Raw genomic sequence first — 25,120 nt, 5'->3', positions numbered from 1 at the left:
CTCTTTACATGATCGATATTCGTTCTTTGCGCGATCTGATTCGCCTGTTCTACATCTTCAACCGCCAGTTCCGCCTGGCCCTCGTGAGCACCGCGGTGCTGGCGGTGCTTGGCGCCTTCCTGCTGCCGCACAAATACGTGTCGGACGCGCGCCTGCTGGTCAAGCCCGGGCGCGAGAACATGACCGTGCCCATCGATGCGGGCGACCGTCAGACCATCTACCCGCAAAGCACCACGCGTGACCCGATCATCGACGAAGAGAAGATGATCACCGGCCGCCCCGTGTTGCTGGAGGTGGCGCGCCTGTACCTGAGCGAGATGAGCGCCGAGAAGCCCAAGGAAGGCGTGTTCGCCTCGATCAAGGCTGGGCTGAAGGCCGCCAAGCGGGCCGTGGGCAAGGCCGTGGCCGAAGGGCTGTCGCTCATCGGTCTGGCCGAGGTGCAAAGCGAGGAAGAGGCCCTGGCCGAGTTGCTGGCCGCGCGCTTTCAGGTCAGCCACGGGCCGGGCTCCAATGTGATGGAGCTGAGCTTCACCTGGAGCGACCCGCAGCAGGCGCAACGCGTGCTGCAGACCTGGGTGCGCGTCTACCTGGACCAGCGCACGGCTGCGTTGGGGCGCAAGGGCCTGGTCTTGTTCTACGAGGGCAAGGTGCGTGATGTCGATCAGCAGATCGAGTCGGCCAAGTCCCTGTTGCGCACGCGCCTGGAAGAGATCAACGGCACCAGCGCCCAGGAGCGCCTGGACAACCTGGGCAAGCGCCTCAATGACCTGCGTACCCGCCTGGCCGAGATCGTGGCCGAGCGCAATGCCTTGCAGAACGGCATCAGCTTTGCCGCGGGCCGCGCACGCGCCCTGCCCAAGGAGTCCGTGTCCGAGCGTGACCTGAGCCAGAGCGCCAGCTGGCAGGCCCTGAGTGCGCAACTGGCCGAACTCAAGCGCCAACGCGCCGATGCCCTGCGGGTGTTCAAGGACACGGCCCCCACCATCCTGGCGCTCAACGAGAGCATCGCCACGCTGGAGTCGCAGCTCAAGGCCGAAGACCGCGTGGTGCAGCGCTCCGAGAAGCGCACGCCCAATGAGCTCAATGTGAGCATGGAGCGCAACCAGCTGGAGAAGTCGGTGCGCCTGCAGGAGCTCAACACCCTGTACGCGGCCTTCGACAAGGAGATCGCCGACCTGCAAGCCACCCGCCGCAAGGTGCTGGAGCACGAGCCCGAGCTGGCCCGTTTGGAGCAGGTGCTGTCGGTGGCCGAGAAGAGCCGCGGCCTGTACCTGGACAGCCTGGAGAAGGCTCGCATCGACCAGGCCCTGGACGACCAGCGCATCAACAACATCGCCGAGATCCAGGAAGCCACGCTGAACCCCACGCGCAGCTCGCCCAAGAGCCTGCTGCTGATCCTGATGGCTTTGCCGGCCGGTGGCATGGTGGGCTTGCTGGTGGTGTACCTGTGCTCGCTGTTTGACCAGCGCATCCACGATGGTGGCCGTTTCGAGGAGCGCTTTGGCGTGCCGCTGTGGTCCACCGTCAAGGACATCACCGAAGGCGGGCCGGACAACGACTTCCATGCCAGCCTCTACCGCATCTACGGCACGCTGCCGCTGGAGCGCATCAAGCGGGAGGGCCTCGTGCTGGGCCTGGCCTCGGCGCGCGCCGGCGAGGGGGTGAGCTTCATCGCCGCTCGCCTGAAGACCTTGCTGGAGGCGCAGGAACTGCGGGTGCGTGTCAACCCTGAGGTGGTCCAGGCCAGCCCGGGCGAGGTCGTTTTGCTCGAAGCTTCGGGTTTGCACAGCAACCGTGAGGCATTTGTGCGACTGAGTCAGGCCAATCTCATCGTCTTGGTGGTGGAAGCACGTGCCAGCACCATCCCCGTGGTGGACAATGCGCTGGGTGTCTTGCGCACCGCCTTCCGCAAAGTGGACGGCGTCATTGTCAACCGCCGGCGATTCGAGCTTCCCCCGAAAGTGCTTCGCTGGCTGCAACGTTGAGGGGCGTTATGCGTCTGGCCTTGTTGTCGCCTTTGCCACCTGAACAGAACGGGATCGCCGATTACGCGGCCCATTTCCGGACCTCGCTCAACCAGGCGGGGGTCGATGTGCTCACGCCTTTGGCGGGGCAGCGTCCGATCGACTCCCTGGCCGCTGCACGCGCCTGGGTGGCCGAGCGCGACTGGCGCCGTGTGGACGTCGTCCATGCCGAGCTGGGCGGCGGTCGTCAAAGCGAATTTCTCACCTTGTGTGCCCTGGCCAGCCTGCCCAATCGGCCGGCCCTGTCGGCCACCGTGCACGACCCCGAGCGCCTGATCTGGAAGCCCATCAACCGCGTGTGGACCATGGTCAACGGCATGTCCGCCATGCCGCGTCCGGCCAAGCAGGCCGTGGCCTTGCTGTCGGACCCGGCCACGCTGATGGCCGAGCGCAAGCTGGCGCGCCAGCTCGATGGCCTGGTCACGCTGACCCAAACCGGCGCTGGCCGCCTGGTCAAGCGCATGAAGCTGCCCGTGGACCGCGTCAGTGTCATCTCGCATGGTGCCCTGACCCTGCCGCACAAGCCGCTGCCACCGCTGGACCCGATCCGGCTGCTGTACTTTGGTTTCATCTACAGCGGCAAGGGCATCGAGGACCTGATTGACGCCGTGGGCAAGGTCAAGGCGCAGCAACCTGAGCTGGCTTCGCGCCTGCGTCTGACCATTGCGGGTGGCACCTCGCCGGACATCGCGTTCGGTGCGCAAGGCAGCTACCTCGACCAATTGCGTGCCCGCGTCGAGCGCCGCGGCCTGACGCCCCAGGTCGACTGGGAGCTCGATGTTGACGAGCGCGACATCCCCTACCTCATCCAGCGCCACCACCTGATGGTGCTGCCCTACCGCGAGTCGCGCAAGCTGGCGCTGCTGGGGCAGATGCGCGGCACCAGCGGCTCGCTGGCCTGGGCCATTGCCTGTGGACGCGGCGCCATCACCTCGGACGCCCGCGCCTTTGCCGAAGAGATCAGCCATGGCAATGGCTCGTCCTACCGCCAGGGCGACGTCGCCGCTTTGGCCGCGCAGATCGAAGGCGTGCTCAACAAGCCCGAGATCCTGTCGCAGTGGGCCGATCGCGCCAGCGCCCTGGCTCAGGAGCGCGCCTGGCCCATGACGGGTCAACGTTTTGTCGGCCACTTCCAGCGTGCCATGGCCCGTGCGCCGCGCGCACGCGGTGTGTCCAGCAGCGGCCCCGCTTCGGTGTGGTCACAAAAGGAATCCCTATGACCTTGCCGGCCGCCACCCGGCGCCAGCAGTTGCGCCTCGGTGGCGCGCTGGCGCTCGGTGCCGTCGGTATGGGCCTGGGTGGCCAGGCACGGGCCGGGTGGTCGATGTGGCCCCGCAAGACGCCGCCTGCGCTCGCCTTGCAGCCCATGCGCCCTGTGGTGTGGCAGGACTTCCTGGGCGTCAATGCCCAACTGCAGTGGTTCCCGCCCGATGTGGCGCGCCTGCAGGTCGAGCGGCTCAAGGCCTTGGGGCTGAACTGGGTGCGCCTGGCGCTGCACTGGATGCTGATCGAGCCCGAAGCCGGCCAGTGGCAGCTCGATGCCACCGACCGCATGATGAGCCTGGTCAAGCAGGCCGGCCTGCACAGCCTGACCTATGTGGTGGGCACACCGCGCTTTGCCAGCTCGGCGCCCGCTGGTGCGCCTTACAGCGACAAGTACCCACCCAAAGACCCGGGCGTGTATGCGCAGCGCCTGCAAGGCCTGGTCAAGCGCTACCCCAATGTGGACGTGTGGCAGGTCTGGAACGAGCCCAACATCCCCGCCTTCTGGCAGCCGCGCATCGACCCCGAAGGCTATGGCCGCTTGCTGCAGCCCGCTGTGGCCGCCTTGCGCCAGGCCGCGCCTGACAAGCCTGTGGCCATGGCCGGCATGGCCTATTACAGCCAGATGGCGGGCCGCGAAGGCCTGATGCTCGATGCCATGGGCAAGCTGGGCGCCTACCAGCTCAAGCTGATCGCCTGTTATCACCCCTACACCGCCGAGCCCGAAGGCGCTGACGATGGCTCGCGTGATCTGCTCACGCATGTGCCCTTCCTCAACAAGGGCCTGCGCGCCTACGGCGTCAAACAGATCTGGGCCACGGAATGGGGTTGGTCCAGCTACGACGGCCCGGTGGAAGAGCAGCCCCTGGTGGGCGAAGACGGCCAGGCCAGCCACACGCTCAAGCGCCTGGCCCTCATGGCCACGCAGGACTTCGACCGCGTCTTCCTGTTCACCCTGGCCGATCTCGATGACCCTCGCGTTGGCCCGCGCGACAAACGCTATGGCCTGCTGCGCGCCAATGGCCAGCCCAAGCCTGTCTACACGGCCTTGCAGCGCTTTCTGTCGATCTGTGGCGCGCGCCTGGAGCCGGCCCCACCCATGCGCCTGGCCGAAGGCCTGCCCGCCGGCCTGGTCAGCGTCCAGTGGCAACGTGCCGATGGCAAGCGGCTGTGGATGGCCTGGGCGCACGAGCCCATGCGCGTGACCCTGCCCGACGTCAAGGCCGGTGTCTGGCATGACCCACAGCGCGGCACGCAGCGTGCACTCAAGGCGGGCGACCAGGGCCTGGTGCTGGACATCGGCACCGACTTGCAAATGCTGGTGTGTGCATGAAGCCTTTGCGCATCTTGTTGACCATGCCTTATCTGCCCTGGCCCATCACCAGTGGCGGCAAGGCACGCGAGTACCACCTGCTGCGTGCGCTGGCGCAGCGCGGCCATGAGATCACCCTGCTCGTGCAGGCCAAGACGCAAGCCGATGCCGATGTGCAGGCGGCGCTGGCCCCTTGGGTGAAAGAGCTCGTCGTCCTGCCGCGCCGTTCGCTGAAAGACCCGCGCACCTTGTGGCGAGCCGCTTTCTCATCCTTGCCCTTGCTGACCACGGTCAATGGCCACGCACCCGCCTTGACGCGGCAGTTCGAGCAGCTGCTGGCGCGTCAGCACTGGGACATCGTCCAGATCGAGCACAGCTACGGCTTCCAGCCCTTCGAGGCCGCATTGCAGCGCCACCGCCAGCCCTTTGTCCTGGTCGAGCACAACGTGGAGTCCGAGCTCGGTGCGGCGACCTATGGTAAATGGCCGGTATGGGCCAGGCCCTTCGCACGTTATGACCAATGGCGTGGTCGGCGCTGGGAGCAGCATGTGCTGGGCCAGGCCAGCCTGGTCGTGGCCGTCACCGAGTCCGATGCGCACAAGCTGGGCGCCTGGACGCAGCGCCCGCCTCACGTCGTCACCAATGGGGCCGACATCCAGGGCTTTGCCGGCGTTCAGCCCGATCTCGCCAGCAAGCGCGTGCTGTTCGTGGGCAACTACGAATACGCGCCCAATGTAGATGCCGTCGAGTGGGCCATGGAGGCCATCTGGCCGCGCCTGTGGGCCTTGCAGCCCGAGGCGCGCTTCGTGGTGTGCGGCCATGCCTTGCCACCAGCCTGGCGCCAGCGCTGGACGGATCCGCGCATCGAATGGCGCGGTTATGTTGATCACCTGCCCACGGTGCAGTCCCAGTCGGCCGTGTTCCTGGCGGCCCTGCGTTTTGGTGGCGGCTCCAAGCTCAAAGTGCTGGAGGCCCTGGCCGCCAGCCTGCCTGTGGTCAGCACCACCGAAGGCCTGTCCGGCCTGGGTGTGACCGCGGGTGAGCAGGCCATGGTGGCCGACAACGCCGAGGCCATGGCCCAGGCCGTGTCCCACTTGCTCGATCACCCCGAGCAAGCGGTGCAGATGGGTTTGCGCGCACGCGCACACGTCACTGCGCGCTTTGACTGGCAGGCCTGTGCCACGCAACTCGAAGCGGCCTACGCCGCCGTGCTGGCCGATGACAGAAGGGAGCAAGCGTGCGCGTAGGACTGGACATCCGCCCCTTGACCGCGGCACCGTACTCCGGTGTGGGCCGTCAGGCCCTGGCGCTCTACAACACCGTGCGCCTGCGTGCGGACACCGAGGTCGTGCCCTTCACCAACGCACCCTTGACGCACCAGCACCGCACCTGGGCCTGTGCGCCGCAGCGCCCGGCGGCCATCGAGGGCCTGCGCAGTCCCCGCGAGCGCCTGCGCTTCGAGCGTGACTTCCTGCCCGATGCACTCAGCGCCCTGGCCATCGACGTGTACGTGGCCACCGGCAACATGGGACTGCCCATTGGTCTCAGCGACGTGCGCCGCCAGCGCACACGCTGGGTGCTGCAGCTGCACGATGTCTTTCAGATCACCCAGCGTGACCAGCCGCAATCGGGTGTGAAGGAGTTGTTCCACCGCTGGTTTCCCTGACACGCGGCAACGCATCCGCCTCTTGCCTGGCGCCGTGCCCTTTGAGGCCTGGCAATGCCTGCAGCAGGACGTGTTCGCGCCGCCTCGTTACTGGTTGATGGTGGGCACACACGCGCCGCGCAAGAACATCGCCTGGTTCCTGCAGGCCTGGCAGCAAGCCCGCGAGACCTGGCCAGACCTGATCCCGCAGCTGGTGGTCATCGGCCATCCACGCGATGTGCCCGAGGTGCCGTCTCAGGTGCGTTTCGTGCACGGCATCAACGATGCCCAACTGGGCAACTGGTACCGCCAGGCCGAGCGCCTGTGGCATCCCTCGCTGGCCGAAGGCTTTGGTCTGCCCGTGCTTGAAGCGGCGGCCTGCGGCACCCCCGTGGCCACGGCCAGGGGCTCCTCGCTCGATGAGGTCACACCGCATGGCGCCCCACGCTTCGACCCCGAGGACAGCGTGGGCCTGGTCCAGCTGATGCACCGTGTGGCGCGGCAGGCGCGCAGCGAAGATGAGCTGCCAGACGCCCTGCACCAATGGGCCCGTCGTTATGACCTGCCCACTTACGCCAGCCGTGTCGACGAACTCCTGCGGGAGCTGGCATGAGCCTGCTGTCGCGCCTGCCCCTGAGCGCGTCCACCGTGCTGCCCGTGCTCGCCGGGCTGCTGTTTGGCAGCTTGATGCTGCTGGGTGGCCCGCCTGCGCTGGTGGGCGCCCTGCTGGCCGTGCTCGCGGCCGTGGCGGTCCTGGCCAAGCCGGTGCGTGGCCTGCTGCTGTTCTGCCTGATCGCGCCCTTCGTGCCCTGGACCACGGTCACCATCGGCATCCGCATGACGGTCTCCGAAGCCTTGCTGGCGCTGACCTGGGCAGGGGTCTTCATGCAATGGCTCATGGGCCGCTTGCCGTCTTGGCAGGCCGGCCCCACCGAGCGGCGGATGCTGTGGCTCATGGCCTGGAGCGTCGTGCCCCTGGTGGCCGGGCAGTTCATGGTCCACGAAGAAGGCAATGGCCCGGTCAACTGGGTGCGCTGGCTGCTCAACGTGTCCACGCTGTTTCTGGTCCCCATCCTGACCCCGACGCCGGCCTTGCGCCAACGCATGATGGACTGCCTGGTGATCGGCTTCACGGCCATGCTGGCCTTGTCCCTGGGTGTGTTCATCAAGAGCCCTGACGCCCGCACCATGATCCCCGTGCTGGCCAGCCTGCACTACGCCCACCCCGAGGCCCTGATGGACATCTTCTCGTCCATGTACAACCGCATGGCCTCACCCTGGGTGCACCCCAACTCCACCGGCGGTGTGCTCTTGCTGGGCGTGCCGCTGGCCATGTTCTACGGTGTGTCGCAAAAGGGCTGGCGACGCGCGCTGAGCCTGTTCGTGGCCTTGGGCGGCTCGGCCGGCATCGTGTTCAGCGGTTCGCGTGGGGCCCTGTTGTGCCTGACCGCGCTCGTGGTCTGGCTGGCCTGGCGCCGTGTGCCCATGGCCGGGCGCGCCCTGTTGATCGGAGCCTTGCTGGCTGCCACGATGCTGGTGGCCTACCCCCCAGCCCGCGAACGCCTGGCCTCGCTCACCCAGGGCTCGCAGGACGCCAGCACCGGCGTGCGCTTTGACGAGTACCGCAACTTCCACCGTGCCGTCGAGCGCTACCCGCTGGGCCTGGGTTTCAAGGTCGAAACGCCGGCCACCGGTGGTGGCGTGTATGGCATCTCCAACCTTTGGCTCAACTACTGGTACAAGCTGGGCCTGCCGGGCATGTTGTTCTTCATCGCCGTGACCGTGGCCTGGTGGCGAGAAGTCCGCCAGATGGGGGATCTCTCGAAGATGAAGGTCGACCAGGCCCTGCACGTGGGCAGCGTTGGCGCGATGCTTGCTGCGCTGTTGACCGGCTTCATCGATCACTACTTCAGCTTCACCCAGGTCCTGATCGCCTTGTTCTGGCTGACCATGGCCATCAGCCTGCAGGCCTCGCGCCCCTTGCCGCAGCCTGTCCGCGAAACGACAACGTCATGAAACACCGCATCCTTCACAGCAATGACCTGCACGCACGCCTGGCCGATTACGCACCACGCCTGAGCGTGGACCTGCCCACCCTGGCTGAAGCCTATGACTGGATGTGTGCCAACAACGTGGTCTTCGAGCAGCCTGGTCGTGGCGGCGTGACACAGACCTACATCGCTTACGTCAACATCGAAAAGCGCATCGAGCATCCGCTTGGCCGGCGCTTTTACGCGATGTTGCGCGACGAGATTCCCGCCGGTTTCGTGCCCCTGTACGGCATCAACTGGCCGACCCTGGTGGACCGTTGGCGTCGGGCCTGGGAGCAGGTCTACAACATGCTGATCAACAAGATCCCCAGCCATACCATCCGCCTGGCCTGGTTGCGCATCGGCGGTGCCAAGATCGGCAAGGGCTCCACCGTGTGGCGCAACACAGAAGTGCTGGGGCTGGAGGGGTTGCAGATCGGTGAAGACACCTGCATCGGTTGGCACTGCCAGATCGACGCCCGGGGCGGTCTGCGCATTGGCAACCACGTGACCGTCGCTTCTCACACACTCATGATTGCGGGCGGCCACGACATGAACGCGCCGGAGTTCTGGGCGGTGGGGGGCCCCATCGTCATTGAAGACTACGCATGGATCACCACCCGCGTCACGCTGTTGACGGGCGCGCACATCGGTGAAGGGGCTGTGGTGGCAGCCAATACCGTGGTGGCCAGGCCTGTGGCACCCTACACCATCGTTGGTGGTGTAGGCCCGAAAGTGCTGGGCGAGCGCGTGCGTGGCCTCAACTACAAGGTGGGGGGCAAAGGCCTGTTCACCTTGTTCCACTGAGCGGCCGACGACGTGTTGGGCGCGGCCTCGCTGCTGACCCTGGTCACGCTGGCCGGCCTGGTGGCGGGCTTTGCCCGTGAGTGGCTGCTGGTCGCCAACTGGGGCGCGGGCGCACGCACCGATGCCTTTGTGATCGCCATGTTCCTGCCCGAGGCCATCCGCAGCATGCTGGCGGCCGGTTTGTTGACCTCGTCCGCACTGGCCTTGTGGCAAGGGCGAACGCCCGTTCAGCGGGCGCACTGGTTCAGCCAGCTCAGCATGGTGCTGGGCCTGGGCAGCGTCGCCCTGGCCGGCCTGATCTGCCTGGCCTCGCCGGGGCTCGTGCACCTCATGGGCCCCGGGCTGTCCGTGGCGCAGCAAGCCGATACCGTGGGCGCCTTGCGCATCCTGGCCTGGAGCCTGCCCGGGCTGGTGCTGCAGGCCTGGTGGGCTGTGCCCAGACAGGCTGCGGGTCACTTCCTGCTCGCCGGCATGGGCTCGCTGCTCTACAACCTGCCCGCGATGCTCTACCTCCTGTGGCAGCGCCAGCAATCGCAAGAGGCCATGCTGTCCTGGGCCTTCGTCGGGGGCAGCCTGGCCATGGGCCTGATCATGCTGCCATCCGCCGTGCAAGGTGGTTTGCGCCTGGTGTCCCTGCAGGGCAGCCGTGCTGCCATGGCCGAGCTGGGGCACAAGCTGGCGCCCTTGCTGGGCAGCGCCTTGGCGGGTCAAGGCCTGACCTTGCTGGAGCGCATCGTGGCGTCCTACCTGGGGGAGGGGGGGGTGACCGCCGTCAACCTGGCGCGTAAGCTCATAAACCTGCCGCTGATCGCGCTGCAAAGCCTCAACCAGGTGCTCCTGAGCCTGATGAGTCGCAGCGAAAGCGAGCGTGTCGTCCTGCTGAAAAAAGGCCTGGCTGCCGTTACGGTGGTGTCCTTGCCGGCCGCAGTGGGCCTGATGCTGGGGGCGCCAGCCTTGGTCGGCATGCTGTTCCCCAAGGTGCAAGGCACGGCGATGGTGGTGCCGCTGCTGGCCGGCTATGCCGCCGTCCTGGTGCTGGCCAGCTGGAACACCTTGCTGGCGCGCTATCACTACGCAGAAGGTGACACGCGTGGCCCGGTGGTGGCCGAGCTGCGAGGCAGCCTCCTGCAGGCCCTGACGCTGGCGCCGCTGGCCTGGGCGTTTGGCTCGCTGGGCATCGTGTGGGCGCTCCTGCTGGGTACCTTGCTGACAGGGCGCTACCTGCTGCGTGCGCCCGGCCTCCAGCAGGGCCTGGGGCTGCTGCCTCAGGCCTTGGGGTCGGCCGTCTGGCTGGTGCTGGCCTGGTGGGGCCTCAAGCCCTGGCTGAGCGCCAACGTGTGGTGGCAACTGGCCGAGGCCAGCGTGGCCGGGCTCGCCTGCCTGCTGAGCATGGCGCTCTGGTTGCGCCCATGGCAACGGCGCTGAAATCACGCAAAAAACCACAAAAGCTTGGCATGGCCTGAAAAGCTGTGCTAAAGTCTTGGGCTTGCCTGGAGGGGTGGCCGAGTGGTTAAAGGCAGCAGACTGTAAATCTGCCCGCTTACGCGTACGCTGGTTCGAATCCAGCCTCCTCCACCAGGCAAACTAATTCGTACATGCTGAACGTCAGACCAGGTTGGTCGGTTTGCGCAAAGCAAGCCGATGGCCATGTGAAGGCTCCCGAGCGGGAGTAGTTCAATGGTAGAACCTTAGCCTTCCAAGCTAATGACGCGGGTTCGATTCCCGTCTCCCGCTCCAAGGTCATGGTTCTGTCACGGCAGGCATGCTACAGTCGCGGTCTTCGCAGAAAAATGCGAAGGGTGCAAAAGTGTCAGGTCGGCACTGGTTTGCGTTCAGGCCCTGGTGGCTGAATTCAAACCTGTGTCGATGCCCATGTGGCTCAGTGGTAGAGCACCCCCTTGGTAAGGGGGAGGTCGGCAGTTCGATCCTGCCCATGGGCACCACACACCCCATCCCTTTTTTCTTCTTTTCATTCGGCTTTTCATTCGGGCCAATCAGGGCGCCAGGAGCGAGAAACATGGCAAAAGGTAAGTTTGAACGGACCAAGCCGCACGTGAACGTGGGCACCATCGGTCACGTTGACCACGGCAAGACCACGCTGACGGCTGCGATCGCTACCGTTCTGTCCAAGAAGTTTGGTGGCGAAGCCAAGGCTTACGACCAGATCGACGCAGCACCCGAAGAAAAGGCCCGCGGCATCACCATCAACACCGCTCACGTCGAGTACGAAACGGCTAACCGCCACTACGCTCACGTGGACTGCCCTGGCCATGCCGACTATGTGAAGAACATGATCACCGGCGCTGCCCAGATGGACGGCGCGATCCTGGTGTGCTCGGCCGCTGACGGCCCGATGCCCCAGACCCGTGAACACATCCTGCTGTCCCGCCAGGTGGGCGTGCCTTACATCATCGTCTTCCTGAACAAGGCTGACATGGTGGACGACGCCGAGCTGCTGGAACTGGTCGAAATGGAAGTGCGCGAGCTCCTGTCCAAGTACGACTTCCCCGGCGACGACACCCCCATCATCAAGGGTTCGGCCAAGCTGGCGCTGGAAGGCGACACCGGCGAGCTGGGCGAGCAGGCCATCATGAAGCTGGCCGAAGCCCTGGACACCTACATCCCCACGCCTGAGCGCGCCATCGACGGCACGTTCCTGATGCCTGTGGAGGACGTGTTCTCGATCTCCGGTCGCGGCACCGTGGTGACCGGCCGTATCGAACGCGGCATCATCAAGGTCGGCGAAGAAATCGAAATCGTCGGTATCAAGGCCACCCAGAAGACCACCTGCACGGGCGTGGAAATGTTCCGCAAGCTGCTGGACCAAGGTCAAGCTGGCGACAACGTCGGTATCCTGCTGCGCGGCACCAAGCGTGAAGACGTGGAACGCGGCCAAGTGCTGTGCAAGCCCGGCTCCATCAAGCCCCACACGCACTTCACCGGCGAAATCTACGTTCTGTCCAAGGACGAAGGCGGTCGTCACACCCCGTTCTTCAACAACTACCGCCCTCAGTTCTACTTCCGTACAACTGACGTGACCGGTTCCATCGAGCTGCCCGCCGACAAGGAAATGGTCATGCCTGGTGACAACGTGTCGATCACCGTCAAGCTGATCGCCCCGATCGCCATGGAAGAAGGTCTGCGCTTCGCTATCCGCGAAGGTGGCCGTACTGTTGGCGCCGGTGTGGTTGCCAAGATTCTCGACTAAAATACGCAGTTCAGTTTTTGGCCAGTAGGGGTATAGCTCAATTGGCAGAGCGTCGGTCTCCAAAACCGAAGGTTGTAGGTTCGATTCCTACTGCCCCTGCCAGACACTGAACAACGACACTGCCGCTGTTTACAGCAGCCCGCAGGCCGAGAGGTCCGCGGGCTTTGGCGCCTCAAATACGACATTCATGGCTACTACGCAAATCGAAACCGTCACGACAAGTGCCGACAAAGCCAAGCTGGCCGTCACGGGCCTGCTGGTGGTGGGCGCCGTGGCCGTGTTCTACCTGCTGGGCAAGCAGGACCTGTGGTTGCGCGTTCTGGCCTTGCTGGTCCTGATTGCGGCAGCCGTGGGTGTGTTTTTCACCTCCGCGCAAGGCAAGGAGCTGATCGCTTTTGGTCAGGACTCCACCAAGGAATTGCGCAAGGTCGTGTGGCCCAGCCGTCCGGAAGCCACCCAGATGACCGCCTATGTGTTCGCCTTCGTGGTGATCATGGCGCTGTTCCTGTGGTTGACCGACAAGACGCTGGAGTGGGTGATCTACGGCCTGATCCTGGGCTGGAAGCACTGATTTCTGCAAGCAGACACATCGAAGCGAGGTTGATCCCATGACTGACGTTCAAACCACCCCCGCCACCGCCGCCGTACCGCTGCGCTGGTACGTGGTGCACGCCTATTCCGGCATGGAAAAGGCCGTCGAACGCAACCTGCGCGAGCGCATTGACCGCGCCGGCATGCAAGACCAGTTCGGTCGCATCCTGGTGCCCACCGAAGAAGTCGTCGAAGTCAAGAACGGCAAGAAGTCCGTGACCGAGCGCCGTTTCTTCCCTGGCTACGTGCTGGTCGAAATGGTGATGAGCGACGACACCTGGCACCTGGTCAAGAACACCTCCAAGGTGACCGGTTTCGTGGGCGGCGCCAAGAACCGTCCGGTGCCCATCTCGGAAGACGAAGTCATGAAGATCGTCAACCAGATGCAAGAGGGCATCGAGAAGCCCCGTCCCAAGGTCGAGTGGGAAAACGGCGAAGTCGTTCGTGTCAAGGAAGGCCCGTTCACGGACTTCAATGGCTCGATCGAAGACGTCAACTACGAAAAGTCCAAGCTGCGCGTGTCGGTCACGATCTTCGGTCGTGCCACCCCGGTCGAGCTGGACTTCGGTCAGGTCGAGAAGATCTGATCCGCGGTTCGTATCGAATTCAGGCCTTGTAGGTGAGGCCGCCATCGCAAGATGGTTTTCACCTGCCGTACCAGACGCGAACGAGACCGCGTCAAGAGGAGCCAGGAAGTTCTTTGTTGAACAAGCCTGGCGTTTGACTCAACCGTACTGACGTGGCCGTCAGGCGGTTCTAGGAGAAAGTTATGGCCAAGAAGATTATCGGCTTCATCAAGCTGCAAATCCCGGCTGGCAAGGCAAACCCTTCGCCTCCAGTCGGTCCCGCGCTGGGTCAGCGCGGTCTGAACATCATGGAGTTCTGCAAGGCGTTCAACGCCCAGACCCAAGGTGTCGAACCCGGTCTGAAGCTGCCCGTGGTGATCACGGCGTTTGCTGACAAGTCCTTCACCTTCATCATCAAGACGCCTCCCGCGACGGTGCTGCTGAAGAAGGCTGCCAAGATTGACAAGGGCTCGCCCCGTCCTCAGTCTGACAAGGTCGGCAAGCTGACCCGTGAGCAACTGGAAGAAATCGCCAAGACCAAGCAGAAGGACCTGACCGCTGCTGATCTGGACGCTGCTGTTCGCACGATCGCCGGTTCGGCTCGTTCGATGGGCATCATCGTGGAAGGTGTTTAATCATGGCAAAGCTGACCAAACGCCAAAAGGCTTTCGCTGGCAAGGTGGACACCACCAAGCTGTACGCCTTCGAAGAAGCCCTGACCCTGATCAAGGAAGCTGCCGTTGCCAAGTTCGATGAATCCATCGACGTGGCCGTGCAACTGGGTGTGGACGCCAAGAAGTCGGACCAAGTGGTTCGTGGCGCTGTCGTGATGCCCAACGGCACCGGCAAGACCAAGCGCGTCGCCGTGTTCGCCCAAGGCGCCAAGGCTGAAGAAGCCAAGGCCGCCGGTGCTGACATCGTCGGCATGGAAGACCTGGCCGAGCAGATCAAGGGCGGCAACATCAACTTCGACGTGGTCATTGCCTCGCCGGACACGATGCGCATCGTCGGTACCCTGGGTACGGTTCTGGGCCCACGCGGCCTGATGCCTAACCCCAAGGTCGGCACCGTGACCCCTGACGTCGCGACCGCTGTCAAGAACGCCAAGGCTGGTCAAGTCCAGTTCCGCGTTGACAAGGGCGGCATCATCCACGGCACCATCGGTCGCCGTTCGTTCGACGCTGACAAGCTCAAGGGTAACCTGGCTGCCCTGCTGGACGCGCTGAACAAGCTCAAGCCTGCTTCGAGCAAGGGCGTGTACCTGAAGAAGGTCGCCGTGTCGTCCACCATGGGTGTGGGCGTGCGCGTGGACGTCAACAGCATCACGGGCGCCTGATCGTCACAAGACACTGTCGGCCGACGGCGCAAGCCGGACGCTGACCAGATCCCGCGCGAGTCTGGTGCGGGGTATCTGAAATGAATTGGTGGGCTGAGGCCCGACGCGAGTCGAGTCTCAGGCTATCAAAGACCGTAGGCGCCAAGCCGCTCAAGCAGTACCTGAGTGGCCAGGCTTAATCCCCCAGCCTACGCAGATGGCGTACCCGCTGTTGAAGTGTTCGTGTTGTGCAACCTCATCTGGGTTGGATGGCATGGGTTCCGAGGCAGAAGGTCGCTGAAACTGGGTGTGCCTCAAGGCCTTCGCTCCCCAAGGGGCGGGTGTCGACAGGCATGTTTTAAGGAGTAGACCTTGAGTCTCAATCGCAACGAGAAAGAAGCCGTCATTGCTGAAGTGGCTGCCCAGGCGGGCAAGTCGCAGACGCTTGCACTGGCTGAGTACCGCGGTCTCACGGTGGCTCAACTGGATCAGCTGCGCAAAACCGCACGCGCCCAAGGTGTGTATCTTCACGTGCTGAAGAACACCCTGGCACGTCGCGCTGTTGCCGGCACCCCATTTGAAGTCGCCGCCGAGAGCATGAGCGGCCCGCTGATCTACGGCTTCTCTGAAGACGCCGTGGCTGCAGCAAAGGTGATCGCTGACTTTGCCAAGGGCAATGACAAGCTGGTCATCAAGGCTGGTGCATACGCTGGCAAGGCCCTGGACGCCAATGGCGTCAAGTCCTTGGCATCGATTCCCAGCAAGGAAGTTCTGCTGGCCCAAATTTGCGGTCTGCTGCAATCGCCGATCTCGGGCTTCGCCCGCGTCCTGGCTGCAGTGTCCGAGCAAAAGGGTGGCGGCGCGCCTGCTGCTGAAGAAGCACCTGCTGAAGCTCCTGCTGCTTGATCTGCTCCCTGAGCGATCAACGACCGTATTCAACATTTAACCGATTTTAGGAACCCAAAATGGCATTCGATAAAGACGCATTCCTGACCGCCCTGGACAGCATGTCCGTGATGGAACTCAACGAGCTGGTCAAGGCCATCGAAGAGAAGTTCGGCGTGTCCGCCGCTGCAATGGCTGCTCCCGCTGCTGGCGGCGCCGCTGGTGGTGGTGCTGCTGCCGCTGAAGAGAAGACCGAATTCAACGTCGTGCTGACCGGCGCTGGCGCCAACAAGGTTGGCGTGATCAAGGCCGTGCGCGAAATCACCGGTCTGGGTCTGAAGGAAGCCAAGGACCTGGTCGACGGCGCTCCCAAGAACGTGAAGGAAGCCGTTGCCAAGGCTGACGCTGAAGCCGCTGTGAAGAAGCTGGTCGAAGCTGGCGCCACTGCCGAAATGAAGTAATTCCATGGCTCGCCCTCGGGCGAGTTTGGAAGACGCTGAGCTGCCCTCCTCAAGAGGGCGGCTTTCGGCTTTTCAGGGAAGAAATTCCCTGAGAACAGCCGAAAAGCCATCCAGTAGTACACTGGAGGGCTTTTCGAGTGTTCTCTGAACCGACTGCGGAGAACCGGTTTGGTCGAGCCCCCGTGCAACGCGGGGGTTGTCTGCCAGCGGTTGGTAGTGGCCAACCACCAAGCCTCGGACGCAAGGTCCGAATGGCCAGTCGCCGAACAACAGCGTGCCCCCACGGCCAGGGGGCGGGCTGAATTCGAAACGGCGCATCACTTTTGGTGCCCGAAACGGAGAGTTTATGGCGCAAGCAACCCCCTATAGCTACACCGAGCGCAAGCGGATCCGCAAGAGCTTTGGCAAGCGCGGCAGCGTATTGAACGTGCCTTATCTGCTGACGATGCAGAAGGATTCATACGTCGCCTTCCTGCAAAAGGAAGTGCCGCCGCAACAACGCAAACCCGAAGGCCTGCAAGCCGCGTTCCTCTCGGCGTTCCCCATTGTTTCGCACAATGGCTTCGTCGAGATGAAGTTCATCGAATTCAACATCGCCAAACCGGCGTTCGATGAGCGCGAGTGCCAGCTGCGGGGGCTGACTTTCGCTTCTGCCGTGCGTGCGCGCCTGCAGATGATCATCTATGACCGTGAGACGTCCACGTCCCAGTCCAAGGTGGTCAAGGAAGTGAAGGAACAAGAGGTCTACATGGGCGAAGTGCCCCTGATGACCGACTACGGCTCCTTCATCATCAACGGTACCGAGCGCGTCATCGTGTCGCAGCTGCACCGTTCGCCTGGCGTGTTCTTCGAACACGACAAGGGCAAGACCCACTCGTCGGGCAAGCTGCTGTTCAGCGCCCGCATCATCCCTTACCGTGGCTCCTGGCTGGACTTCGAATTCGATCCGAAGGACCTGCTGTACTTCCGCGTGGACCGTCGCCGCAAGATGCCCGTGACGACCCTGCTGAAGGCCATCGGCATGAACAACGAGCAGATCCTGGCCACGTTCTTCCAGAACGACCACTTCAAGCTCATGGATTCCGGCGCGCAAATGGCCTATGTGCCTGATCGCGTCAAGGGTGAAATCGCCCGCTTCGACATCACCGACAAATCCGGCTCGGTCATCGTCGAAAAGGACAAGCGCATCACCGCGCGCCACACCCGCCAACTGGAACAATCCGGCACCACGCACATCAGCGTGCCCGAAGACTTCCTGCTGGGCCGCGTGCTGGCCAAGAACCAGATCGACCCGGACACCGGCGAGATCATCGCCAAGGCCAACGAAGAGCTGACCGAAGCGCTGCTCAAGAAGCTGCGCGTCGCCAAGATCCTCGACATCGAAGTCCTGTTCACCAATGAACTGGACCAAGGCGCCTACATCTCGCAAACGCTGGCCACCGACGAAACCGCCGATGAGCTGGCAGCGCGCGTGGCCATCTACCGCATGATGCGCCCTGGCGAGCCGCCTACCGAAGACGCTGTGCAAGCGCTGTTTGGTCGCCTGTTCTACAACGAAGACACGTACGACCTGTCGCGCGTGGGCCGCATGAAGTTCAACGCCCGCGTGGGCCGCGACGAAGGCACTGGCCCGATGGTGCTGTCCAACGACGACATCCTGTCCGTCGTGAAGATCCTGGTCGAGTTGCGCAATGGTCGCGGCGAAGTCGATGACATCGACCACTTGGGTAACCGCCGCGTGCGTTGCGTGGGCGAGTTGGCCGAGAACCAGTACCGCTCGGGTCTGGCCCGTATCGAAAAGGCCGTGAAGGAGCGTCTGGGCCAGGCTGAAACCGAAGCCCTGATGCCGCACGACCTGATCAACTCCAAGCCGATCTCTGCGGCCCTGAAGGAGTTCTTCGGTGCCTCGCAGCTGTCGCAGTTCATGGACCAGACCAACCCCCTGTCGGAAATCACGCACAAGCGTCGCGTTTCCGCTCTGGGCCCGGGTGGTCTGACCCGCGAACGTGCCGGCTTCGAAGTGCGTGACGTGCACCCGACCCACTACGGCCGTGTGTGCCCGATCGAAACGCCTGAAGGCCCGAACATCGGTCTGATCAACTCGCTGGCGCTGTATGCCCGCCTGAACGAATACGGCTTCCTGGAGACGCCTTATCGTCGCGTGACCGACGGCCAGACCACGATGATCATCGACTACCTGTCGGCCATCGAAGAAGGCAAGTACGTGATCGCGCAGGCCAACGCCTCGCTGGACGCCAATGGCCGTCTGACCGACGAGCTGGTGTCTGCCCGTGAAAATGGCGAATCCGTGCTGACTTCGCCTGAGCGCATCCAGTACATGGACGTGGCACCTACACAGATCGTGTCGGTGGCTGCTTCGCTCGTGCCCTTCCTCGAGCACGACGACGCGAACCGCGCGCTGATGGGCGCCAACATGCAACGTCAGGCTGTGCCTGTGCTGCGTCCTGAAAAGGCCGTGGTCGGTACGGGCGTCGAGCGTGTGGCGGCTGTTGACTCGGGTACCGTCGTGACCGCCAAGCGCGGTGGCGTGGTGGACTATGTCGACACCAACCGCATCGTGATCCGCGTGAATGACGCGGAAACGGTGGCCGGTGAAGTCGGCGTCGACATCTACAACCTGATCAAGTACCAGCGTTCCAACCAGAACACCAACATCCACCAGCGCGCCATCGTCAAGCGTGGCGACAAGGTGGGCAAGGGTGATGTGGTGGCCGACGGCGCATCGACCGACCTGGGCGAACTCGCTCTGGGTCAGAACATGCTCGTGGCCTTCATGCCCTGGAACGGCTACAACTTCGAAGACTCGATCATGATCTCCGAGCGCGTGGTGGCCGAAGACCGCTACACCTCGATCCACATCGAAGAACTCGTCGTGATGGCCCGCGACACCAAGCTGGGCTCTGAAGAAATCACACGCGACATCCCGAACCTGTCCGAGAACCAACTGGCTCGTCTGGACGAATCGGGCATCGTGTTCATCGGCGCCGAAGTCGGCCCCGGCGACGTGCTGGTCGGCAAGGTCACGCCCAAGGGCGAAACCACGCTGACACCGGAAGAGAAGCTGCTGCGCGCCATCTTCGGCGAGAAGGCTTCCGACGTGAAGGACACCTCGCTGCGTGTGGACCAGGGCACCTCCGGTACCGTGATCGACGTGCAGGTCTTCACCCGTGAAGGCATCCAGCGTGACAAGCGCGCCCAGCAGATCATCGACGATGAACTCAAGCGCTTCCGCCTGGACCTGAACGACCAGCTGCGTATCGTGGAGGCTGACGCCTTCGACCGTATCAAGAAGCTGCTGATCGGCAAGGTCGCCAACGGTGGCCCCAACAAGCTGGCCAAGGGCACGACCCTGGACGACGCTTACCTGTCGTCGGTCGACAAGTTCCATTGGTTCGACATCCGTCCTGCCGAAGACGAACTGGCCAACCAGCTGGAAAGCATCAAGAACTCGCTGGAGCAGACCCGCCACAGCTTCGACCTGGCTTTTGAAGAAAAGCGCAAGAAGCTGACCCAAGGCGACGAGTTGCCCGCTGGCGTGCTGAAGATGGTCAAGGTTCACCTGGCTGTCAAGCGTCGCTTGCAGCCTGGTGACAAGATGGCCGGCCGTCACGGTAACAAGGGTGTGGTCTCCAAGATCGTGCCCATCGAAGACATGCCTTACATGGCTGACGGCACCCCTGCCGACATCGTTCTGAACCCGCTGGGCGTGCCTTCGCGGATGAACGTCGGTCAGGTGCTGGAAGTGCACTTGGGCTGGGCCGCCAAGGGTATCGGCCATCGCATCGGCAACATGCTGCAGCAAGAAGCTGCCGCCGCCGAGCTGCGCAAGTTCTTCGACGAGCTGTACAACAAGTCCGGCGGCAAGAAGGAAGACATCGACTCCTTCAACGACACCGAGATCCTGGAAATGGCCGGTCACCTGTCCAAGGGTGTGCCGTTCGCCACGCCAGTGTTCGACGGTGCGAAGGAAGAAGAAATCCGCGCCATGCTGCAACTGGCTTATCCGGCTGACATCGCCAAGGCCAAGGGCCTCACCCCGACCCGCACGCAGGCCATCCTGCACGACGGTCGCACCGGTGAAGCCTTCGAGCGTCCTGTCACCGTCGGCTACATGCACGTGCTGAAGCTGCACCACTTGGTGGACGACAAGATGCACGCCCGCTCGACCGGTCCTTACTCGCTCGTCACGCAGCAGCCGCTGGGTGGTAAGGCGCAGTTCGGTGGTCAGCGCTTCGGTGAAATGGAAGTGTGGGCCCTGGAAGCGTATGGCGCTTCCTACGTGCTGCAGGAAATGCTCACGGTCAAGTCCGACGACGTCAATGGTCGTACCAAGGTCTACGAGAACATCGTCAAGGGCGAGCACTCGATCGACGCAGGTATGCCGGAGTCGTTCAACGTGCTGGTCAAGGAAATCCGGTCTCTCGGTATCGACATCGAGTTGGAGAAAAACTGACTTGTTAAAGCCCCGCCATGCGGCGTTGGGCGGGTGCTTGCATAGCGATGCTATGCGGCTCACCCACCCGCCTTGCCTGGCGCGCCTTTACCGGCGTCATTTTTCCTCCACCGTTGAGCACTGAAATTTAGGAGAAAGCCATGAAAGGCTTGTTGGATCTCTTTAAGCAATTCACCCCTGATGAGCATTTCGATGCCATCAAGATCGGCCTGGCCTCGCCCGAGAAGATTCGGTCGTGGTCCTTCGGCGAAGTGAAGAAGCCCGAAACCATCAACTACCGTACGTTCAAGCCTGAGCGTGATGGCCTGTTCTGCGCCAAGATCTTTGGCCCGATCAAGGATTACGAGTGCCTGTGCGGCAAGTACAAGCGCCTGAAGCACCGTGGCGTGATCTGCGAGAAGTGCGGCGTCGAAGTGACCCAGACCAAGGTCCGTCGTGACCGCATGGGCCACATCGAGCTGGCTGCGCCTTGCGCCCACATCTGGTTCCTGAAGTCGCTGCCTTCGCGTCTGGGCCTGGTCCTGGACATGACGCTGCGCGACATCGAGCGCGTGCTGTACTTTGAAGCCTATGTGGTGGTGGACTCCGGCATGACGCCGCTGAAGAAATTCAGCATCATGTCCGAGGACGATTACGACGCCAAGCGCATCGAGTACGGCGATGAATTCGAGGCCCTGATGGGCGCCGAAGGCATCAAGAAGCTGCTCGAAGAGATGGACCTGGACGTCGAGATCGACAAGCTGCGCAACGACATGACGGGCAGCGAGCTGAAGATCAAGAAGAACGCCAAGCGCCTGAAGGTGATGGAAGCGTTCAAGAAGTCCGGCATCAAGCCCAACTGGATGGTGATGGACGTGCTGCCTGTGCTGCCGCCCGATCTGCGTCCTCTGGTGCCGCTGGACGGCGGTCGTTTCGCGACCTCCGACCTGAACGACCTGTACCGCCGCGTCATCAACCGCAACAACCGTCTGGCCCGTCTGCTCGAGCTGAAGGCGCCTGAAATCATCGTGCGCAACGAAAAGCGCATGCTGCAGGAATCGGTTGACTCGCTGCTGGACAACGGCCGTCGTGGCAAGGCCATGACCGGCGCGAACAAGCGTGCCCTCAAGTCGCTGGCCGACATGATCAAGGGTAAGAGCGGTCGCTTCCGTCAGAACTTGCTGGGTAAGCGCGTCGACTACTCCGGTCGTTCCGTCATTACCGTGGGCCCAACCCTGAAGCTGCACCAGTGCGGTCTGCCCAAGCTGATGGCGCTTGAACTGTTCAAGCCCTTCATCTTTGCGCGCCTGGAAGCCATGGGCATCGCCACCACGATCAAGGCTGCCAAGAAGGAAGTCGAATCGGGTACGCCCGTCGTGTGGGACATCCTTGAAGAAGTGATCAAGGAACACCCCGTGATGCTGAACCGTGCGCCTACGCTGCACCGTTTGGGCATCCAGGCGTTCGAGCCCGTGCTGATCGAAGGCAAGGCCATTCAGCTGCACCCGCTGGTTTGTGCGGCCTTCAACGCCGACTTCGACGGTGACCAGATGGCCGTTCACGTGCCGCTGTCCATCGAAGCACAGATGGAAGCCCGCACGCTGATGCTGGCCTCCAACAACGTGCTGTTCCCTGCCAACGGCGAGCCCTCCATCGTCCCGTCGCAAGACGTGGTGCTGGGCCTGTACTACGCCACCCGCGAGCGCATCAACGGCAAAGGTGAAGGCATGGTCTTTGCCGACATTCCCGAGCTGCAACGCGCGCTGGACAACGGTGTCGTCGAAATCACCGCCAAGATCAACATCCGCCTGACCGAGTACGTCAAGGACAAGGTCACTGGTGAGTTCACACCCGAGACCAAGCTGGTCGAGACCACTGTTGGTCGTGCTTTGTTGAGCGAGATCCTGCCCAAGGGCCTGCCTTTCGCGAACATCAACAAGGCGCTCAAGAAGAAGGAAATCTCCCGCCTCATCAATACTTCGTTCCGCAAGTGCGGTCTGAAGGAAACGGTGGTGCTGGCTGACAAGCTGCTGCAGAACGGCTTCCGCCTGGCGACGCGCGCTGGTATCTCCATTGGCATCGACGACATGCTCGTGCCGAAGGAAAAGCACGGCCTGATCGAGCGCGCCGAAAAGGAAGTCAAGGAAATTGAACAGCAGTACGTCTCCGGTCTGGTGACCGCTGGCGAGCGCTACAACAAGGTGGTGGACATCTGGGGCAAGACCGGCGACGAAGTCGGCAAGGTCATGATGTCGCAGCTGTCCAAGCAAAAGACCATTGACCGCAACGGCGTGGAAGTCGATCAGGAATCGTTCAATTCGATTTACATGATGGCTGACTCCGGTGCCCGTGGTTCTGCTGCTCAGATCCGCCAGCTGGCCGGTATGCGCGGCCTGATGGCCAAGCCTGACGGCTCCATCATCGAGACCCCCATCACGGCGAACTTCCGTGAAGGTCTGAACGTGTTGCAGTACTTCATCTCCACCCACGGTGCCCGTAAGGGTCTGGCGGATACGGCGTTGAAGACCGCGAACTCGGGCTACCTGACCCGTCGTCTGGTGGACGTGACGCAAGACTTGGTCGTGACCGAAGTCGATTGCGGCACCGATCAAGGTATCGCTACCCGCGCCCTGGTTGAAGGTGGTGAAGTCATCGAGTCGCTGCGCGACCGCATCCTGGGCCGCGTGCCCGCGATCGACGTGCTGCACCCCGAGACCCAACAGATCGTCATCACGGCCGGCACCATGCTGGACGAAGACGCCCTGGACGTGCTGGAAGCCGCTGGCGTCGACGAAGTCAAGGTCCGCACACCGCTGACTTGCGCCACACGCTTCGGCCTGTGCGCCAAGTGCTACGGCCGCGACCTGGGCCGCGGTGGCCTGGTGAACTCCGGTGAAGCTGTGGGCGTGATCGCTGCGCAGTCCATCGGTGAACCCGGCACGCAGCTGACCATGCGTACCTTCCACATCGGTGGCGCCGCTTCGCGTGCCGCCATCGCGTCGAGCGTGGAAGCCAAGTCGGACGGCATCATCGGCTTCAATGCCACGATGCGTTACGTCACGAACGGCAAGGGCGATCTGGTGGTGATCTCGCGTTCCGGCGAAATCATCATCTCCGACCAGCACGGCCGTGAGCGTGAGCGTCACAAGGTGCCGTACGGCGCGATCCTGAACGTCAAGGCTGACCAGACCATCAAGGCTGGCCTGATCCTGGCGACCTGGGATCCGCTGACCCGTCCGATCATCACCGAATTCGCCGGTAAGGCCCGCTTCGAGAACGTCGAAGAAGGCGTGACCGTGGCCAAGCAGGTGGACGAAGTGACCGGTCTGTCGACCCTGGTTGTGATCGACCCCAAGCGCCGTGGCGCTGCCAAGGTCATCCGCCCTCAGGTCAAGCTGCTGGACGCCTCTGGCGCCGAAGTGAAGATCCCCGGTACCGACCACGCCGTGACCATCGGCTTCCAGGTTGGCGCGCTGATTCAAGTGCGCGACGGCCAGGATCTGTCGCCTGGTGAAGTGCTGGCCCGTATCCCAATCGAAGGCCAGAAGACCCGCGACATCACCGGCGGTCTGCCGCGTGTGGCCGAGTTGTTCGAAGCCCGCTCGCCCAAGGACAAGGGTTCGCTGGCCGAGATCACGGGTACCGTGTCCTTCGGCAAGGAAACCAAGGGCAAGGTTCGCCTGCAGATCACCGATCCCGAAGGCAAGGTCTGGGAAGACCTCGTTCCGAAGGAAAAGAACATCCTGGTGCACGAAGGCCAGGTGGTCAACAAGGGCGAATCCATCGTCGACGGCCCGGCCGATCCGCAGGACATCCTGCGTCTGCTGGGTATCGAAGAGCTGGCGCGCTACATCGTCGACGAAGTGCAGGACGTCTACCGTCTGCAGGGCGTGAAGATCAACGACAAGCACATCCAGGTGATCGTTCGCCAGATGCTGCGTCGTGTGCAAATCACCAACCCGGGCGACTCCAGCTACATCGCTGGTGAGCAAGTCGAACGTTCGGAACTGCTGGACACCAACGACCGCCTGCGCGGCGAAGGCAAGATGATCGCCACGCACAGCGATGTGCTGCTGGGTATCACCAAGGCTTCGCTGTCGACCGACTCCTTCATCTCGGCCGCTTCCTTCCAGGAAACGACCCGCGTGCTGACCGAGGCTGCCATCATGGGCAAGCGCGACGAGCTGCGCGGCTTGAAGGAAAACGTCATCGTGGGTCGCCTGATCCCTGCCGGTACCGGCATGGCCTTCCACCAGGCTCGCAAGGCCAAGGAAGAGATGGACGACAGCGAACGCCGCGCCATCGCCATGCAGGAAGCCCAGGAGCGCGCTGCGCTCGAACTGGCTGCCCTGGATGGTGACGACGTGGACGCCGCACCTGCTGAAGGCGGTGCCGCTGCCGAGTAATCGCCAGCTGCCCTGATCGCTTTTCAAGCGAGCGCCAAGCGCCAGGCCCGAAAGGGTGCTGGCGCTTTTTCTTTGGGCGCGCACGATCTGTGCATTTCGTCACGGCAGTCAGGGCCTGCTCTGCCGACTGTTCACAAGCGGCCGGAAAGAGCCG

Annotated in this window: 18 protein-coding genes and 4 tRNA genes; all 22 read left to right on the top strand. The window is 63.2% G+C overall.

What is annotated here, in order from left to right; genetic code table 11:
* The first annotated feature begins 8 nt into the window (after positions 1 to 8).
* The 22 genes from HY019_RS20820 to rpoC all read left to right on the top strand — a co-directional run bounded on the left by HY019_RS20820 (position 9) and on the right by rpoC (position 24,966).
* Complete coding sequence (locus tag HY019_RS20820; RefSeq protein ID WP_290695839.1) at positions 9 to 1,985, top strand: hypothetical protein; 1,977 nt, start codon at positions 9 to 11, stop codon at positions 1,983 to 1,985.
* Positions 1,986 to 1,993: 8 nt separating this feature from the next.
* On the top strand, positions 1,994 to 3,244 hold the full coding sequence (locus HY019_RS20815; protein ID WP_290695837.1) for a glycosyltransferase: 1,251 nt from the start codon (positions 1,994 to 1,996) through the stop codon (positions 3,242 to 3,244).
* Positions 3,241 to 4,620: a cellulase family glycosylhydrolase gene (locus tag HY019_RS20810; RefSeq protein WP_290695835.1), complete on the top strand. Its 1,380-nt coding sequence runs from the start codon at positions 3,241 to 3,243 to the stop codon at positions 4,618 to 4,620. Before HY019_RS20815 ends, HY019_RS20810 begins: the two co-directional genes overlap by 4 nt.
* Entirely contained in the window at positions 4,617 to 5,846 is a 1,230-nt protein-coding gene (locus HY019_RS20805) for a glycosyltransferase family 4 protein (RefSeq protein WP_290695833.1), read from the top strand. The genes HY019_RS20810 and HY019_RS20805 overlap by 4 nt, the downstream gene beginning before the upstream one ends.
* Positions 5,837 to 6,265 carry a hypothetical protein gene (locus HY019_RS20800; RefSeq protein WP_290695831.1) on the top strand — a complete coding sequence of 143 codons (429 nt, stop codon included), beginning with the start codon at positions 5,837 to 5,839 and terminating at the stop codon, positions 6,263 to 6,265. Before HY019_RS20805 ends, HY019_RS20800 begins: the two co-directional genes overlap by 10 nt.
* A 22-nt stretch (positions 6,266 to 6,287) precedes the next feature.
* Complete coding sequence (locus tag HY019_RS20795) at positions 6,288 to 6,857, top strand: glycosyltransferase (RefSeq protein ID WP_290695829.1); 570 nt, start codon at positions 6,288 to 6,290, stop codon at positions 6,855 to 6,857.
* Positions 6,854 to 8,260, top strand: coding sequence for an O-antigen ligase family protein (locus HY019_RS20790; RefSeq protein ID WP_290695828.1), 1,407 nt, complete (start codon positions 6,854 to 6,856; stop codon positions 8,258 to 8,260). The genes HY019_RS20795 and HY019_RS20790 overlap by 4 nt, the downstream gene beginning before the upstream one ends.
* Positions 8,257 to 9,081 (top strand): acyltransferase, encoded by an 825-nt coding sequence (locus tag HY019_RS20785; RefSeq protein ID WP_290695826.1) that lies wholly within the window; start codon positions 8,257 to 8,259, stop codon positions 9,079 to 9,081. Before HY019_RS20790 ends, HY019_RS20785 begins: the two co-directional genes overlap by 4 nt.
* Before the next feature lie 12 nt (positions 9,082 to 9,093).
* Positions 9,094 to 10,506 carry a lipid II flippase MurJ gene (locus HY019_RS20780; protein WP_290695824.1) on the top strand — a complete coding sequence of 471 codons (1,413 nt, stop codon included), beginning with the start codon at positions 9,094 to 9,096 and terminating at the stop codon, positions 10,504 to 10,506.
* A gap of 67 nt (positions 10,507 to 10,573) precedes the next feature.
* A tRNA-Tyr gene (locus HY019_RS20775) sits at positions 10,574 to 10,659 on the top strand.
* Between the two features lie 85 nt (positions 10,660 to 10,744).
* Positions 10,745 to 10,818, top strand: a tRNA-Gly gene (locus HY019_RS20770).
* A gap of 131 nt (positions 10,819 to 10,949) precedes the next feature.
* A tRNA-Thr gene (locus HY019_RS20765) sits at positions 10,950 to 11,024 on the top strand.
* 74 nt (positions 11,025 to 11,098) lie between these two features.
* Positions 11,099 to 12,289, top strand: a complete 1,191-nt coding sequence (tuf, locus tag HY019_RS20760; RefSeq protein WP_035037879.1) for an elongation factor Tu — start codon at positions 11,099 to 11,101, stop codon at positions 12,287 to 12,289.
* Positions 12,290 to 12,315: 26 nt separating this feature from the next.
* A tRNA-Trp gene (locus HY019_RS20755) sits at positions 12,316 to 12,391 on the top strand.
* Positions 12,392 to 12,476: 85 nt separating this feature from the next.
* Positions 12,477 to 12,860, top strand: coding sequence for a preprotein translocase subunit SecE (gene secE / locus HY019_RS20750; protein WP_290695821.1), 384 nt, complete (start codon positions 12,477 to 12,479; stop codon positions 12,858 to 12,860).
* A 37-nt stretch (positions 12,861 to 12,897) separates the two neighbouring features.
* Entirely contained in the window at positions 12,898 to 13,467 is a 570-nt protein-coding gene (nusG, locus tag HY019_RS20745; protein ID WP_290695819.1) for a transcription termination/antitermination protein NusG, read from the top strand.
* A gap of 182 nt (positions 13,468 to 13,649) precedes the next feature.
* Positions 13,650 to 14,081 (top strand): 50S ribosomal protein L11, encoded by a 432-nt coding sequence (gene rplK / locus HY019_RS20740; RefSeq protein ID WP_290695817.1) that lies wholly within the window; start codon positions 13,650 to 13,652, stop codon positions 14,079 to 14,081.
* A gap of 2 nt (positions 14,082 to 14,083) precedes the next feature.
* Entirely contained in the window at positions 14,084 to 14,782 is a 699-nt protein-coding gene (rplA, locus tag HY019_RS20735) for a 50S ribosomal protein L1 (RefSeq protein ID WP_290695815.1), read from the top strand.
* A gap of 351 nt (positions 14,783 to 15,133) precedes the next feature.
* Complete coding sequence (rplJ, locus tag HY019_RS20730) at positions 15,134 to 15,667, top strand: 50S ribosomal protein L10 (protein ID WP_290695813.1); 534 nt, start codon at positions 15,134 to 15,136, stop codon at positions 15,665 to 15,667.
* Between the two features lie 59 nt (positions 15,668 to 15,726).
* Entirely contained in the window at positions 15,727 to 16,107 is a 381-nt protein-coding gene (gene rplL / locus HY019_RS20725) for a 50S ribosomal protein L7/L12 (RefSeq protein WP_290695811.1), read from the top strand.
* A gap of 346 nt (positions 16,108 to 16,453) precedes the next feature.
* A complete protein-coding gene (rpoB, locus tag HY019_RS20720; RefSeq protein ID WP_290695809.1) occupies positions 16,454 to 20,581 on the top strand; it encodes a DNA-directed RNA polymerase subunit beta in 4,128 nt (1,375 codons plus the stop codon).
* A gap of 140 nt (positions 20,582 to 20,721) precedes the next feature.
* Positions 20,722 to 24,966: a DNA-directed RNA polymerase subunit beta' gene (gene rpoC, locus HY019_RS20715; RefSeq protein WP_290695807.1), complete on the top strand. Its 4,245-nt coding sequence runs from the start codon at positions 20,722 to 20,724 to the stop codon at positions 24,964 to 24,966.
* Positions 24,967 to 25,120 lie beyond the last annotated feature (154 nt).

It is taken from the genome of Aquabacterium sp., from assembly GCF_016195855.1.
In the GTDB taxonomy this organism is placed as follows: Bacteria; Pseudomonadota; Gammaproteobacteria; order Burkholderiales; family Burkholderiaceae_C; genus Aquabacterium.
This window is presented reverse-complemented; position numbering and strand designations above follow the sequence as displayed.